A 15328-nucleotide genomic window follows, 5' to 3' on the forward strand; every position below is an offset into this window, starting at 1 on the left:
TATGAGCACCGATTTCCAGTTCAATTTGCAGAACATTTCCGCAGGTCTGCCGTTCGCGTCGCAGCTTGACTCGCTTGCCGACGCCGTGCGCGACCACGACGTAGTAGTCCAGGCCCCACCGGGTACCGGCAAGACCACGTTGGTTCCGCCGGCGGTGGCCAACACCCTGGGCGGCCGCATTGTAGTCACAGCTCCCCGGCGCGTGGCGGTGCGCTCGGCGGCGCGGCGGTTGGCCCAACTGTCGGGCACGAAGCTCGGTGAGGAAGTTGGCTACTCGGTGCGCGGCGACGCCAAGGTTTCCCGCGCCACCCGAGTGGAGTTTGTCACTCCCGGTGTGCTGCTGCGCCGACTGCTGCGCGACGGCGACGTGGATGCCAGCGCGGTGCTCATCGACGAGGTGCACGAGCGCGGCTTGGACACCGACCTGGTGTTGGCAATGGTGCGCGACTTGCGGGATATCCGCGATGACCTGCGCCTTGTCGCTATGTCGGCAACGGTGGACGCGCCGAAGTTCGCGGCCTTGCTCGGCGGCTCCACCCCGGCTCCCATCGTGGCGGCGGAGGCGGAGATCTTCCCGTTGGACATCCGCTACGCACCCTTTCCGCAACGGCTGGATGCGCGCGGTGTGACCGACGACTTCCTGCAGCACGTGGCAGCGCAGGCCAGGACACTGGTGGAGGAAGCCGCCGGTGATGTGCTGGTTTTCCTCCCCGGCATCCGCGAGGTGGAGCGCTGCGCGGGTTATATCGCGGATTCCTCGGACGTAAGGGTGCTGACGCTGCACGGCCAACAGAGCTCCGAGGAGCAGGACCGCGTGTTCCGTCGACAAGCGGACGGTAGGCGCGTGATTGTGTCCACCGCGATTGCGGAATCATCCGTGACTGTTCCGGGTGTGCGCGCCGTTGTCGACGCCTGCCTCGCGCGCGGACCGCGACTCGACATCGCGCGTGGCTTCTCCGGCCTGGTCACCAGCTCGTGTGCGCAGTCCTCCGCGAACCAGCGCGCAGGCCGTGCGGGACGTGAGGGTCCGGGCATTGTAGTGCGCTGCGTCTCTCGGTCGGAGTTCGCGTCCTTTCCCGCCTGGCCCGCGCCGGAAATCGAGGTCGCCGACCTGACCCAAGCGCTCCTCGACGCCGCCGCGTGGGGCACGCCGGGGATGCAGGGACTCAAGCTTCTCTACGCCCCACCGCCCCACCACACGGAGGCTGCAAACCGCATTCTCGCTGGCCTGGGTGCTGTTGATGAGGCCGGTGACATCACGGAGCTCGGCCGCACCCTGGCTACCCTGCCGGTGCATCCACGCATGGGACGCGCACTGCTGACGGCCACGGCCATGATGCCGCAGCACGCCGACGCGGTCGCACGCGCGGTGGAGAAACTCACCGATGCCCGCGGCTTGGCCAAGCAGGTGCGCCGCATTGAGCTGGAAACTGAAACCCCCGCCAACCTGCTGCCCTCGGACATCCCCGCGCTGGTCACCGCTCTGGCCTGGCCGGATTTCATCGGGCGACGGCGCAGTGCGAACTCCGACGAGTACCTCTTCACCGGCGGCACCGCAGCGGAACTCGCCCGCGGTTCTGACTTGCACGGCCACGAGTGGATCGCGGCCGCCGACATCTCGCGGCTCTCCCACGGTCGTGCGCTAATCCGCGACGGCGAGGCGATCGACCTGGAAATCGCCATGCTCGCCGCCGGCCACCTCGCCCGCACGGAGACCACGGCGCGCGTCGAACAGGGCCGCGTTCGCGCCCGCGAGCGCGACCTGCTCGGCGCCATCGAGCTGTCCTCCCGCCAGGTCTCCCCGACGCCCGAGCAGTGCATTGCCGCCAACTCCGCCTGGCTTGCCGACACGCTTGCCGACGCCAGCCCCAACCTCGACCGCGACACCGAACAGCTCCGCCGCCGCATGGCCTTTCTCCACACTCATCGCGGTGCCCCATGGCCGGATGTCTCCCCCGCAGGGCTTGCGGCCCAGGCCGAGCTCCTCTTTGCCGGCGAACTGAATCGCACCAGCCCGCCCAAGCTAGATGCCGAGCACCTCCGCCGCCTGCTGCCCTGGCCGGAGGCTACGGACTTCGACCGGCTGGTGCCCGAACGCCTGGAGGTCCCATCCGGTTCGAAGATTCGCCTGGAGTACCCGGAGGACCCCACCGACGAAGAGGCGCAGATTGTCCTGGCTGTGAAGTTGCAGGAGTGCTTTGGCCTGGCGGAGACCCCGCAGGTATTGGAAAAGCCGGTGACAATGCATTTGCTGTCACCGGCTCAGCGACCACTCGCGGTCACTGGAGACTTGGAAAGTTTCTGGAATGGCGCCTACGCACAGGTTCGCTCCGAGATGCGGGGCCGTTACCCCAAGCACCCGTGGCCCGAGAACCCGTGGGAGGAGCAGGCTACTGCGAGAACGAAGCGCCGTCGTTAAGCAGGCTCGTCGTTAAGCAGCTGCCTGCGCCCGCACGCGACTGGGTTTGTACCAGAGGTAGATTGCGTAACCCAGGCAGGTGAAGAAGAGCACGCCGCCCATGATTCCCTGCATGTTGCCGTAGAACCACTGCCCCACGTCCGCGGCGTGGCCGAAGTCGTTGCCCACAAAGACCTTGTACGGCGCCCACCAGTGGGCGATCATGAACAGGGTGCCGACAACAATGTTCCCGATCTCGCGGACGAAGAACACCAGCGGCACAAAGACCATGACAATCGACCAGTGGTGGCTGACCGCGTACGGTCCAGCAAAGCTGACCGCCAGCGCGACGAAACCAAGGGCTGCGACCTCATAGCCATTGCGGTGGTAGATCCACGCCACGAAAGCAGCGGCGATGGCGCCAAAGAGGAAGAAACCGTAGATGCCAATATCGAGCGCAGTGCCCTCCACCCCGGCACGGGCGAGCAGACCACTGAACGCCTGGTTGGCCTCGTAAGCCGGGGCGCCACCGCGGTTGCCGGCGAAGAACTCATCGGTCCAGAAGTAGATGGACTCTTTAAAGCGCACGGCGAAACCAATGGCGACGGTCACCAGGAACCAGCAGAAGCTCTTGGCCACAGCCGCAAAGTCACGGCGCATGAGGAACACCAGCGCATATGCCGCGGGGGTGATCTTGATGCCCGCCGCGATACCCACGCCCAATCCACGCAGCTTCTTGGGCAAAAAGCCCAGCACATCGGAGACCACCAGCAGCGCGAGGAAGACGTTGATCTGTCCGAAGAGCACGTTGGCGCGCAGCGGGTCGAGCAGCATCACCACCCCGAGCAGGCAGGTAGCCATCAGCTTCGGACGCTCAGACCCGAGACGAGTGAAGACCATCCACAGCATCGCCCATACCGCCGCCAGCGTGGCGAACGTCCAGATGATTTGCAGGGTGACCGGCCCCGCCCAGGTCAGCGGGTAAAACAGCAGCGCTGCAAACGGTGGGTAGATGAAGCGGAAACCCGATCTGGTGGGAAACTCTGGTGAGTAGAGATCCTGGTCTCGTCGTAGCGCCCAGCCGGCGTCTTGGAAGACCTCGAGGTCCATCATGTAGGCAGTTGCCGCATGATAGATGAAGTCGATGACAACGACCAGCGACACCAGCCCAAATACAATTGCCAAGATCCGTCTCTGCATGACGGAAAGCGTCGAGAGTCTGTCCATGAGCATGATTCGACACTACCGCACTGTTCTTCCTACTCAGGCCTTAGAGTGGGAGGTATGTTCGTGGAAAACTATCGCAAGGTTCGCTCCGAGATTGACGACGCTTGCCGACGAGCCGGGCGTCAGCCCTCCGAGGTCCGTCTGCTGCCCGTCAGCAAGACTGTGCCTGTCGACGCCCTGGTGGAATCCTGGCCGGAGCTCGCAGCAGCCGGCTGCGCTGGCCTGGCGGAAAACCGCGTCCAGGAAGCGGTGGCCAAGGCGGAGGTATTCCGGGAGGCCTTCGGCGAGAAAGCACCACATATGGCCATCATTGGTCCACTGCAGACGAATAAGGCTGGCCATTTAGTCAGCTGTGCCGATGAGTTTCAGGCGCTGGATCGCCCGAAGGTGGCCGGAGCGCTGCAGCGCCGCTTGGCCGATGCCGAGCGCACGCTCGATGTGCTAATTCAGGTTAATGCCTCCCGCGAGCCGCAGAAGTCAGGTCTGGCGCCGAGCCACGCAGCGGAGTTTGTCCGCATGTTCGGGCCCGATGGCGAGTACCCGAACCTGCGTCTGCGCGGGTTTATGACCATCGCGGCCCAGAATGATCCGAATGTGCGCGAGACCTTCGCGGAGCTGAGGGAGCTGCGCGACAGTCTGCTCGGGGATTTGCCGGAGGGTGTCAGCCTCGACGAACTGTCAATGGGTATGTCCGGCGACTACCGCGAAGCCATCGCCGAGGGAGCGACCACCGTGCGTGTGGGACGCGCTATCTTCGGTGAACGCTCGTATAAGAAATAAAGGTAATCAAATGAAGGTAATCTCAGTGCCATGAGTTCTCATGTCTCCCCGTGCTCCCGTCGTCGTTTCCTCCTGGGAACTGCCGCCACTGCAGCTGGCGCACTCGTAGCCGCTTGTGCACCAAAGTCTGCGGTGGAGAAGGTTGACGCTGCCGACATTCCGGTTGGCGGCGGTGTGGTTATCGGCAACTACGTCGTCACGCAGCCGGAGGAGGGCAAGTTCGCCGCTTTCTCCAGTTCGTGCCCGCACCAGAATGGTCGCATCACTGAGGTCAGCAATGGTGTGATGATTTGCCCGAACCACAACTCCCACTTTGATATTGCTACTGGTCAGGTTGTTTCTGGCCCTTCGCGTAAGCCCGCTGGCCAGGCTCCGCTGTCAGCCGATGGCACTGAGCTGATTGTGGGTCAGAAGTAGGTTCCGGAAGCAGATTCATGGTCGGCGGGTTCAAGGCCTAAGAGATCTACTCCCGCCGGTGCCAGCTGGAATCGCAGCGGGCGGCGGCTCGTGGGCATTGCCAATCCTGCCGCCTCTAACTCGGCGAGATACTTTCGCGCTGTCCGCTTTTCCTTGCCGACGGTGTCAGCGACGTGTTCGAGCTTGATTCCATATTCGGGCCCGAACAACCGAACCTGTGCCAGGACGTATAGCGTGCCAATCTCGTTTCCTGTAAGCGACACAGGCAGCACCCGCTCGGGCGAGTTAGATAGCTCAGCTATCCGCTGTTCAAGCCTTTCGCACTGGTAAGACTTCATCTGCAGCTCTTCCAGCAAATACTGCTGTGCATTCAGAATGACATCAGCCATCGCCTCGACGAAGAAAGTGACTTCTCCCCGGTTCATTGGGTCTTCCGTAGTGGTAAAAGCCTTGTAATACTTCGCTTTATCCTCAGCGAGTTGGCGGGAAATAGTCAGCGCAGTTGCGGTCGAGAGTGCCTCCCGCAAAGCCACGGACAGTAGAAAACGCCCCATCCGGCCGTTGCCGTCATAAAACGGGTGAACGAATTCGAACATGAAATGGCTTGCCAAGATTCGGATCAGCCGATTGTCCTCTGCGGAATTCACCGTTGCCAGGAACTCATTGAGGAGGTGGTGAATGGCAGCTTCGCTTTCAACACCTCGATGAACCTGTCGTTGCCCATCGGTAATCGTGACCGTTGCTGCCCTGAAGAGTTCACCGTCTAACTCATCTTCGGCGGCAATCTCATCGCCGAGAAGCTGATCGTACTGCTGACGGAGTTCTTTAAGCGTTATCGGAAACTCAATCCGCTCATCGTTGGCCAGCCGGAAATAGAGCTGGCTGAACTCATGGAACCGCTTGTGCTGGGTTCCGGAAGTGTTGTCCAACGCCTCCGCGACTTCTCGCCGTGTGGAGTGGATCCCCTCAATTTCATTGGTGGCTACTACCTCGGCCAGGAGCAGATTGAAGAGATAGTGAGTCCGCGCGGCACCCGGCAGGCGATTCCACAACTGTGAGATCTGTAGCTCTAGAGACAGAATCTTTTCAATCTTGGCTGCGAGGTCGCTTGTAATGCAGCAAAAGAGCGGCCACTGCCCCAGCGGAAAGTGCCACTGAATCGTCGACGGGGAGTCTTTGCGTGACTGATATTCGCTCTCCACTGCCTGTTCCGCATCATGTGCGGACATGTGGAAGATTCTCTTAAGCGGATAGTGCTTCACGGCGAGCTCCCTTCTTTCCCCGGTGTTTTTACATGATGCTTTTTACATATAGTGCCCTAAAAACTAACCCTTAATGTAAAAAATCACTGTTTTTTACATTAAGGGTTCTTTACGCGGTGCCTAAATGCGCCTTGCTGCCGGTTTCGCCACCTATCGCCGCGGCTTCAACCCCGCCACAGCACATGCACCCGCGACGAAGGACAGCGCCACCAGCCACGGAATCAGCCCTGCCCACTCAAAGCGGCTGAAGACCATGCCGGATACCCAACCGACAATGGACGAACCCGCGTAGTAGCTGAACAGGTACATCGATGATGCCTCGGCGCGGTCGCGCTGCGCCACCAGCCCCACGCCGGACGAAGACAGCGAGTGCGCCACGAAGAACGATGCCGTGAAAATTAGCACGCCCACAATCAGTGCGGGCAGCCACGGCAGCAGCGCCAGCCCCAGGCCCACGCACGCGGCCAGAGTCGCAATGGCGATGAGGCGACGGCGGCTCACCGTCTTCGCCCACACGCCCGCGCGTGCCGACGACCACGTGCCCGACAGGTAGAGAATAAATACGAACCCTGCCAGTGCCGGGGAGAGTCCGAACTTATCGCCCAGTCGGAAGCCCAGGTAGTTGTACAGGGAGACAAACGAGCCCATGAACAGGAACGCCAGGGCGCACAGCGCGAGGATGCGCGGATCGCGCACGTGACGGGCAATGGCCTGCCCCTCCCCCGCAAACGACAGCTGTTTCGGCGTAAACCGACGCTGTTGCGGCAAGAAGTACCAGGTCAGAATGGCGAAGATGAACGCCACCGTCGCCGAGACCGCAATCGCCATCCGCCAAGAGGCGAACTCCAACACAATAGACGGAATGATACGGCCGAGCAGCCCACCGACTGTCGTGCCCGAGATATACAGCCCCATCACGCGACTGACGTGGTCGGCGTGGACTTCCTCACTGACATAGGCCATGGCCACTGCGGGAACACCGGCAATGACAATGCCCTGCAGCAGACGCAGCGCAATCATTGGACCGATGCCCGGCGCGATTGACACCACGAGCCCCAGTAGCGTTGCCACAAATGCGCTGATGACAATCACGCGTCTGCGTCCAAAGCGTTCCGACAATATGGACACCGGAATAATCGCACAGGCCAAGCCGCCGGTGGTGGCGGATACCGTCAGCGCGGCGGTGGCGGGGTCGACCGATAGCTCGTCGGAAAGCGTGGGCAGCAGCGCCTGCGTTGCGTAGAGCGCTTGGAACGATGCCAAGCCGGCGAAGAGCACAGCGATAAGCGCGCGGCGGAATCCGGGATCTTCTGGCCGTAGTCCTTCGATCTGTTCGGGGTTTTCGTTAGCGCTAGTCACTTGTCCTACGTTAGCCCTCCCACCAAACCCATCGCTGAATACACGGATCTGAAAAACCTTTTTAATTCGCGCGCGGTATCGCGTTCGTTTTATTAGTTTCGTAGGCATGACTACTTCTTCCGCACAGCCACAGGGTCGCAATCACGACCGCGAGTACGACATCGTCGTCTACGGTGCCACGGGTTTCGTGGGCCGCTTGATTGTGGCCTATCTGGCTAAACACGCCGGTCAGACGAAGGTGGCGCTCGCAGGTAGGAATGCTGAAAAGCTTGCCGATGTCGCGGAGAACGCAGGCGTATCGGACTGGCCGGTCATTGTTGCGGATGCCGCCGACCAGCAGGCGGTGGCAAAGCTCGCGGCCAGCACGAAGGTGGTGTTGACCGTTGTGGGGCCGTACGCGAAGTACGGTCGCACCCTGGTGGCCGAGTGTGCCAAGGCCGGTACTCACTACGTCGACCTGTGTGGCGAGGTGCTGTTCGTCCACGACTCCATCGCGAACAATCACGAGGTAGCGCAGCAGACCGGGGCGAAGATTGTCCACTCCTGTGGCTTCGACTCGATTCCCTCCGATGTCGCTGTCCGTGAGCTCCACGAGGCGGCTCACACCAAGCTCGGTGAGACAACCCTGCTGTTCAAGCATGTCAAGGGTGGTGTCTCCGGCGGCACTATCGATTCGGTCCGCGTTCAGCTTGAACAGGCCAAGAAGGATCCCAAGCTGCGTCGCATCATCGCCGATCAGTACGCCCTGGCCGAGCCGGGCCCCGACCAGGGTAAGTTCGGCGTCGACCTGCGTCCGGCGCGCTTCCGCCGCCACTGGCGAGCCCCCTTCTTCATGTCGCCTTTCAACACCCGCATTGTTCAGCGCTCGGCGATGCTGGCGGATTACGGTGATTCCTTCCGCTACCGCGAGCTACTCAATGTCGGCCGCGGTCCGAAGGCTTTCGTGCGCGCGAATGCTTTTGCGGCTGTCTGCAGGTTGGCGCTGGCGGCGATGGCATTTGGGCCGACGGCCAAGCTCATTGATAAAAAACTACCGAAGCCGGGCGAGGGCCCGAGCGCTGAAGCACAGGCCGAGGGCCGCTTCACCATCGAGGCCTACACGGTCGACACCTCCGGTATTCACTGGCGTTCCAAGGTGTCTCTCGAGGAAGACCCCGGGTACGCAGGCACCGCGATTATGATTTCCAGCGCCGCCCTCGCGCTCGTCCACGACGATCTGCCGGGCACCACCGGCGTGCTCACTCCTACCGTCGCGCTTGGCGACGCCCTGTCCCGCCGTCTCCGCGCTGGCGGCATGACCATTGAGGCGGTGCAGGCTCGATGATTGGTGGCCTGACCGGTGCTTTTGCGAATCTCACCCGCGGACCGAAGCTGCCGAGTGTAGGTGGTGGCCGTGCGTTAGTGACCGGCGCTTCCTCCGGCATCGGCTGGGCATGCGCGGAGGCACTGGTCAAGGCCGGTTTCGAGGTCGTTGGCACGTCCCGCAGAGGCGACGATGCGCCGCACCCCGAGGGCGTGCAGATGGTGGCGCTCGACATGTCCAGCGCTGACGATATCGCCGCTGTGGTCGCTCACGGGCCTTACGACGTCGTCGTCGCCAACGCCGGCGAGAGCCAGTCGGGCGCTTTCGAGGAGCTACCCCGCGAGGCGCTTGAGCGTCTCTTCCAAGTCAATGTTCTGGGGCAGGTGGAGCTGTTACAGCAGCTGCTGCCCGGCATGCGTGAGGCCGGTCGTGGACGAATTGTGCTGGTGGGCTCGATGCTCGGCGGGTTACCGCTGTCCTACCGTTCTTCCTATGTGGCGACGAAGGCCGCTATCCGCGGCTTTGGGCTCTCACTGCGCGGTGAAGTCGCGCAGTTCGGTATTGGGGTGACGGTTGTCGAGCCGGGCGCCATCAACACGGGGATTTCCTCACGTCGGACGACGTATGGCGATGAGGATTCCGTTTACGCTGCTGATGTCCACCGCATGCTGACAAAGTTGAATGCCAATGAGGAACGTGGCATTCCAGCTTCTGAGATTGCTGAGGTGGTCATACGCGAGGTGGCCGCCGAACGACCCTTGGCCCTGGTGGCGCGGGGGTCGTCGGCAAGCGTGGCGGTGCCCTTCATGCGGCGGATCCCGACGCAAGCGATGTTGACCATCATGCGCCGGGTGCACGGGCTGCGGTGAGTTAATCGGCGTGCTATTCAGCGATGGCGCGCATCTCGACGGCCTGCGCACACGCCTCCGCGGCTTCGTGGGCTAGGTTGATGGCCTCTTGCTCATCTACGACTTGGACAATCCAAAAAGCCGACGGGAACGTCATCGCGTTGTAATACGGCAAATCGCTGTGCGAGCCATCCGGCAGCACCGTCATGGCCTGCTCCGGCGGCACTAACCCGCCGGCCATAACCCAGTGGCCTTCGTCCTGGAGCTTCTGGTTGAAGCGCCCAACGCGATCAAAGGCAGCGTGCATTTCCTCGTCAGAGTCATACGCGTTGATATCTCTGCGGCCATGAACCGTGAAAAAGTACTGCACACCAAGCTCCTGAATTTCGTTTTGCTAAGTGTAACAGATTGGGCGGGGTTGGAATGGTGTATCACCAAGGGACAATGGCTCAACAGGTGTAACCCCAGTATCCAATCCAAGTACTTTGTTACTATTAAGCAACTCAAGTTAATGCTATTTGTTACAAGAAGACTCCGTCTTGTCCAACAACAACATGGCATTTCAAATCCATGTTCCTCTGGGCTCTGTGGTACGCTCGTGGCTGAGAACCAATCCTCAGTAAGGACCGACTCGTTAGCGGTTCCGATTGCTCCTTAGGGCCCTTCGGGGCCCTAATTTTTTTGGAGTTATACATGCGCTACGTGGTTGGTATCGATGTTGGTTTGTTCTCTGTCGGGTTTGCTGCACTTGAAATTGATGACGCGGGAAACCCAATCAAGATTCTGAATGCCATTTCGCATATTCACGACTCTGGGCTAGATCCGAACAATCAGAAGACTGCCCAAACACGTAAGGCAGTATCTGGTGTCGCTCGACGTACCCGCCGCCTGTACGCCACTCGCAAGAAACGTCTGGCGACGTTGGACTCTTTTCTCACCAGTAATGGCTTTCCAGTTGTGAACCTCGAAAAAGAGGCTGACAATATCGCATGGGAAGCCCGAACAAAACTCGCCAATCAAAAGATTGATGATGAAGGCGAAAAGTACAAGCTTTTCTCAATCGCCATCCGCCATATCGCTCGTCACCGTGGCTGGAGAAATCCGTATGTTCCGGCTGAACGGCTTAATGCTCTGCGCAACCCATCTGATGGGTTCCGGGCATTGGAGAGTAAAGCACGAGAAATAGCTAAGGGACCGATCCCTTCTAATCCGACTCTGGCCCAACTGGTTACTGCACTGCCAAATGGTGCGACGCAACTGCGTGGCGAAGGCGGCTTCCTATCAGAGCGCCTGAACCAACAAGATTTTGCTAATGAGATTTTGAAGATTGGCTCCACCCAAGAGTTCACTTCCGAATTCATGGCGAAAGTGGTTTCCCAAGTTTTTTACGCGAAAAGCCCGAAGGGATCAGCTGAAAAATTTGTCGGCAAAGATGAGCTCGACCCATCGCAGCCACGCGCATGGCGCGCCACACTTGCTTTTAATGAATACCGAACCATCAGTCTTTTAGCGAACGTCCGAATTGCTGACTCCGCCTCTCCCACAAAAGCTCAACGCGCTCTAACCGTAGAGGAGCGCAAGAAGGTCTTTGGCTTCCTCAATACTTGGAATAAACGGACTTCCCCAACCTGGACTGATGTCGCTGAAGTACTTGGCATTGATCGCGGCTGCCTAAAAGGCACTGCTACCTCGAATGACGATGGTGAACGTGTATCCGCAGCTCCACCTATTAACCAAACTCATCAAATCATGTGGAACTGCCAAGTGAAGTCTCTGCGAGAGTTTTGGCGCAAGGGCAGCGACGCAATGCGTAGCGCACTAATCCACGAGCTTTCCAATGTGGAGACAACGGCCGAAGAATCTCCTGAGGCAATTGCTGCGGCGACGGCGATACGCTCCCTTACTCCCGAGGAGATGGAAAAACTAGAGTCAATCAAACTTCCTCATGGGCGCTCCGCATACTCAGTGCGAACCTTGGAAAAACTCTCTCACCACTTATTGAATAATGAGGCTGACCTTCATTCAGCACGCCAGGCGCTATTCAATATCCCCGATGACTGGCACCCAGCCGCTCCCCCAATCGCTGAACCAACAGGAAACCCATCCGTAGACAGAACACTAAGCGCAATCAACCGCTGGCTCCTGCTTGCAGAGAAACGTTGGGGCATACCAGCATCAATTAACATTGAGACTGCTCGACATGGATTTAAGTCCGAAAATGCCGCACGCGAAATCGACCGTGGAATCGAACGCCGTGCAAAACGTAACCGTGCGGTCCAAGAAAACATCGCCAAGGTGCTGGGCATTGAGGGCAAGGTACGCCGTGGTGACCAAATTCGATACCAGGCAATCCAACGTCAAAATGGCCAGTGTGCTTACTGTGGTGCGCCAATCACTTTCAAGAATGCGGAGATGGATCATGTCGTTCCCCGCGCCGGCGCAGGTTCAACCAACACACGGAATAACCTGCTAGCTGCATGCCATAAGTGCAATCTCAGTAAGGGTAAGTTACCTTTCGCAGTCTGGGCGCGCAAAGAACTATCTGGCCCAAATGTGAGCCTTCAAGGTGCTATTGCTCGAGTGAATCAATGGCCGACCGACAGTGGTTTAACTACTAAGGAAATGAAGGATTTCCAAGAAGCCGTAATAAAGAATTTGAAGCGGACTTCTGAAGACGAGAAAATTGATGCCCGCAGTATCGAGTCTGTGGCATGGATGGCAATCGAACTCAGGCATCGCCTGATTGGTCATTTCGAGCAAAAGGACTTTACACCTAAAATTCGAGTCTTTAGCGGTGCTGTGACTGCGTCGGCTCGCAAAGCATCTGGCATTGAAAAGCGCATAAAAATGCTGGGTGACAGTCACGGTAAAAATCGTCTAGACCGACGTCACCATGCGTTGGACGCGACAGTAATTTCGCTGATGTCATACACCGTGGCACAGACATTGCTGGAACGCGACAACTTGCGTTGGGAAGAGTCTATTACTCGTACCCCTGATTCCGACTACGGAACGTGGAAGGAGTACCAGGGACGAAACCAACAGAACAGGTACCTGTTTGAACAGTGGACTCATCGGATGCGATTGACCGTACCTCTACTCCAGGATGCGCTGGATAACAACCGCATTTCTGTTATAGAAAACCTCCGTCTACGCCTTGGGAATAGTCAGGCGCACGAGGCTGGCATCGGAAAGCTTATTCCAGCACAGGTTGGGGACTCTCTATCCCCTGAATTAATTGATAGAGCATCGACACCTGCACTCTGGTGTGCCCTTACGCGTTCAGAAGACTTTGATTGGAAAGACGGATTACCGGCAAATCCAACGAGGGAGATTACAGTCAATGGAAAACACTTAACAGCCGAGGATGAAATCACTTTCTTTGGCGTCAAGGCTGGCGCAATTGCCGTTCGTGGTGGCTACGCAGAACTCGGTGCCTCTTTCCACCATGCGCGTTTGTATCGTATTACGAACGGAAAGCGGCAAGCGTACTGCATGCTGCGCGTATACACTGTAGACCTCATCCGCCACCAAGGTGAAGATCTATTCTCGGTCGAGCTACCTCCTCAATCCATTTCTGTGCGGCAATGCGAGCCAAAGCTTCGTAAGGCATTGAGAGAGGGGACAGCCGAATACATCACCTGGTTTGTCGTCGGCGATGAGCTTCACGTGAACTCTAGTAAAGTTGCTACGGGTCAAGCCGCCACTTTCCTCGCGGAATATGGGGACATCCGGTCGTGGAGAGTTAGGGGGTTTTACTCAGATGCAAAGCTACGACTAAAGCCAACATTATTTTCAGCCGAAGGGCTTCCTCAAAGTGTTTCAGCAGATTGCAAGAAAGTCATTGACAGTCCTGGCTGGCTGCCCGCTGTCAACAAGTTGTTTGGTCTAGGCTCCGTAACGATTGTTCGCCGGGACGCGCACGGTCGACCACGATTCGAAAGTACGGCCCATCTCCCCATTTGCATTCAAGTGGAGTCACTATGACATGGCGTGTACTCGACTTCACATCGTTCAGAGGCCGACTTAGTTACGCACGTGGGCGCATCAAAGCTGAGTACCATGACGGTAGTCGTAAAACTGTTAGCCTCGCCGAAGTTGCGATTGTTACTGTTGCCAATAATGTAGATATATCGTCTGGGCTGCTTGGTGTATTGGGAGAGAAGAGCATTCCGGTCATCGTCACTGATTGGCGAAAGATTCCTCTCGCAACATCCACTGGATGGTCGACACATACCCGTGTCGGGGCACGCCAGATTGCACAGGCTAATCTAAGCCTCCCTAGACGTAAACAAGCGTGGGCCAGTCTCGTGCGCGCGAAGGTTCGCAGTCAAGCACAGACACTTCAAGCACTTGGCCTTTCCACGGCCTCGAACAACTTGCACAAGCTTGCTTTAGAGGTTAGGTCAGGCGATCCGGCAAATGTCGAGGCGCAAGCAGCTCGTCTCTATTGGCGTCACTTCTCCAATGAATCTTTTCATAGAAATCAAGATGGGATTGATTTCGTTAACATCGCACTCAATTATGGTTACACCGTCCTAAGGGGTCACTGTATTCGAGCTGTCACAGAAGCCGGACTCTGGCCTGCCTTAGGTGTTTTTCATCATTCAAGATCAAATGGTTTTAATCTAGCTGATGACTTGATCGAACCATTTCGGCCAGTAATCGACTACTCCGCCGCACAACTACCTCCAGACTCCGAGATTGAAGATCCCGCTGTTCGAACAGCACTGGTTTCAGCCTCTACTGCTCCGTTCCATAAAGATGGACGAAGCGTAACCACAATGCTAAGCGCGACAGCCCAACAGTTCGGACGGTACGCAGAGGGAGAAATTAAGCAGTTCCATGCGGAGTCATGGTCTGGCCCCCTCCAGGAAGCAGCGTAATGCGCGAGGACAAACGCATGTGGTGCATCGTCATGTTTGATCTTCCAGTAAAGACGGAAATTGAACGAAAAGAAGCCACAAAGTTTCGGAATTTCCTCTTAGACAACGGTTTTAGTCGAGTTCAATACAGTGTGTACGTGCAGTACCTTCCACTAGGCGCTCAATTAGCCAAAATTGCCAAGAACATCAAACAAAGATTGCCTCACGCGGGCGAAGTTCGAATCGTTCCATTGACAGACAAACAGTGGTCAAATGCATTCCGTTTTTCTAAGGGAACGCCCCAAAAGATGGAAGAAACACCACAACAACTTGAAATTTTTTAGAAAAAATCCCCTGATAGACCAGTTCAAAAGGTATTTTTCTACCTCTCTGAAGTCTATCAGGGGAAATGAGAACCAATCCCCAGCGTTACCTCGTCCTGGCGCTCGTTATCGTGAAGTCTATCAGGGGAAATGAGAACCAATCCCCAGCTTCGTCGGTTCCGAGCCACAGTGCGAATGAAGTCTATCAGGGGAAATGAGAACCAATCCCCAGCAGTGCTGCTGCCTGCGCTGCAGGGGTGCGAAGTCTATCAGGGGAAATGAGAACCAATCCCCAGCAATCCCTACAGATTCCTGTACGGTAAGAGAAGTCTATCAGGGGAAATGAGAACCAATCCCCAGCAAGTTCGCGCGCGTGAGTTTGCGGGACAGAAGTCTATCAGGGGAAATGAGAACCAATCCCCAGCAATCCCTACAGATTCCTGTACGGTAAGAGAAGTCTATCAGGGGAAATGAGAACCAATCCCCAGCTGAGTACGGACGACCCTGACGCGGCTAAGAAGTCTATCAGGGGAAATGAGAACCAAT

Annotated in this window: 12 protein-coding genes and 1 CRISPR repeat array; of the genes, 8 read left to right on the forward strand and 4 right to left on the reverse strand. The window is 57.9% G+C overall.

The window, feature by feature from the left end; all coding sequences use genetic code 11:
* The first annotated feature begins 1 nt into the window (after position 1).
* Entirely contained in the window at positions 2-2419 is a 2418-nt protein-coding gene (locus HMPREF2708_RS04585) for an ATP-dependent RNA helicase (RefSeq protein ID WP_070832884.1), read from the forward strand.
* A gap of 12 nt (positions 2420-2431) precedes the next feature.
* On the opposite strand, the gene HMPREF2708_RS04590 is transcribed toward HMPREF2708_RS04585, so the two are convergent.
* Positions 2432-3625, reverse strand: coding sequence for a glycosyltransferase 87 family protein (locus tag HMPREF2708_RS04590; RefSeq protein WP_246840335.1), 1194 nt, complete (start codon positions 3623-3625; stop codon positions 2432-2434).
* 57 nt (positions 3626-3682) lie between these two features.
* On the opposite strand from HMPREF2708_RS04590, the gene HMPREF2708_RS04595 reads away from it, so the two are divergent.
* Both HMPREF2708_RS04595 and HMPREF2708_RS04600 read left to right on the forward strand, forming a co-directional pair.
* The gene (locus HMPREF2708_RS04595; protein ID WP_070832889.1) at positions 3683-4405 is read left to right on the forward strand and encodes a YggS family pyridoxal phosphate-dependent enzyme; all 723 of its coding nucleotides are present in this window, start codon (positions 3683-3685) and stop codon (positions 4403-4405) included.
* A 30-nt stretch (positions 4406-4435) separates the two neighbouring features.
* Complete coding sequence (locus HMPREF2708_RS04600; protein WP_070832891.1) at positions 4436-4822, forward strand: Rieske (2Fe-2S) protein; 387 nt, start codon at positions 4436-4438, stop codon at positions 4820-4822.
* Here the strand turns inward: HMPREF2708_RS04600 and HMPREF2708_RS04605 are convergent.
* Together HMPREF2708_RS04605 and HMPREF2708_RS04610 are read right to left on the reverse strand one after the other, a co-directional pair.
* On the reverse strand, positions 4813-6051 hold the full coding sequence (locus HMPREF2708_RS04605; RefSeq protein ID WP_070833122.1) for a Fic family protein: 1239 nt from the start codon (positions 6049-6051) through the stop codon (positions 4813-4815). The genes HMPREF2708_RS04600 and HMPREF2708_RS04605 overlap by 10 nt on opposite strands.
* A 183-nt stretch (positions 6052-6234) precedes the next feature.
* The gene (locus HMPREF2708_RS04610; protein WP_070832894.1) at positions 6235-7443 is read right to left on the reverse strand and encodes an MFS transporter; all 1209 of its coding nucleotides are present in this window, start codon (positions 7441-7443) and stop codon (positions 6235-6237) included.
* Between the two features lie 106 nt (positions 7444-7549).
* Between HMPREF2708_RS04610 and HMPREF2708_RS04615 the strand changes: the two genes are divergently transcribed.
* Together HMPREF2708_RS04615 and HMPREF2708_RS04620 are read left to right on the forward strand one after the other, a co-directional pair.
* Entirely contained in the window at positions 7550-8767 is a 1218-nt protein-coding gene (locus HMPREF2708_RS04615) for a saccharopine dehydrogenase family protein (RefSeq protein WP_070832897.1), read from the forward strand.
* Positions 8764-9615 (forward strand): SDR family NAD(P)-dependent oxidoreductase, encoded by an 852-nt coding sequence (locus HMPREF2708_RS04620; RefSeq protein ID WP_070832900.1) that lies wholly within the window; start codon positions 8764-8766, stop codon positions 9613-9615. The genes HMPREF2708_RS04615 and HMPREF2708_RS04620 overlap by 4 nt, the downstream gene beginning before the upstream one ends.
* Positions 9616-9628: 13 nt before the next feature.
* Here the strand turns inward: HMPREF2708_RS04620 and HMPREF2708_RS04625 are convergent, their stop codons facing one another.
* Positions 9629-9964, reverse strand: coding sequence for a YciI family protein (locus HMPREF2708_RS04625; RefSeq protein ID WP_070832904.1), 336 nt, complete (start codon positions 9962-9964; stop codon positions 9629-9631).
* A gap of 332 nt (positions 9965-10296) precedes the next feature.
* Here HMPREF2708_RS04625 and cas9 point away from each other — a divergent pair, with 332 nt between their 5' ends.
* Genes cas9 through cas2 form a run of 3 tightly spaced genes read left to right on the forward strand, consistent with a single transcriptional unit; the run spans position 10297 to position 14803 of the window.
* Positions 10297-13581, forward strand: a complete 3285-nt coding sequence (gene cas9 / locus HMPREF2708_RS04630) for a type II CRISPR RNA-guided endonuclease Cas9 (protein WP_168168100.1) — start codon at positions 10297-10299, stop codon at positions 13579-13581.
* On the forward strand, positions 13578-14480 hold the full coding sequence (gene cas1 / locus HMPREF2708_RS10875) for a type II CRISPR-associated endonuclease Cas1 (RefSeq protein ID WP_083321875.1): 903 nt from the start codon (positions 13578-13580) through the stop codon (positions 14478-14480). Before cas9 ends, cas1 begins: the two co-directional genes overlap by 4 nt.
* 17 nt (positions 14481-14497) lie before the next feature.
* Positions 14498-14803: a CRISPR-associated endonuclease Cas2 gene (gene cas2 / locus HMPREF2708_RS04635; protein WP_210400318.1), complete on the forward strand. Its 306-nt coding sequence runs from the start codon at positions 14498-14500 to the stop codon at positions 14801-14803.
* A 48-nt stretch (positions 14804-14851) separates the two neighbouring features.
* Positions 14852-15327: direct repeats of the CRISPR family, unit length 28 nt; unit sequence GAAGTCTATCAGGGGAAATGAGAACCAA.
* The last annotated feature ends 1 nt before the right edge of the window (position 15328 follow it).

The sequence above is a fragment of the Corynebacterium sp. HMSC073H12 genome (genome assembly GCF_001837775.1).
In the GTDB taxonomy this organism is placed as follows: Bacteria; Actinomycetota; Actinomycetes; order Mycobacteriales; family Mycobacteriaceae; genus Corynebacterium; species Corynebacterium amycolatum.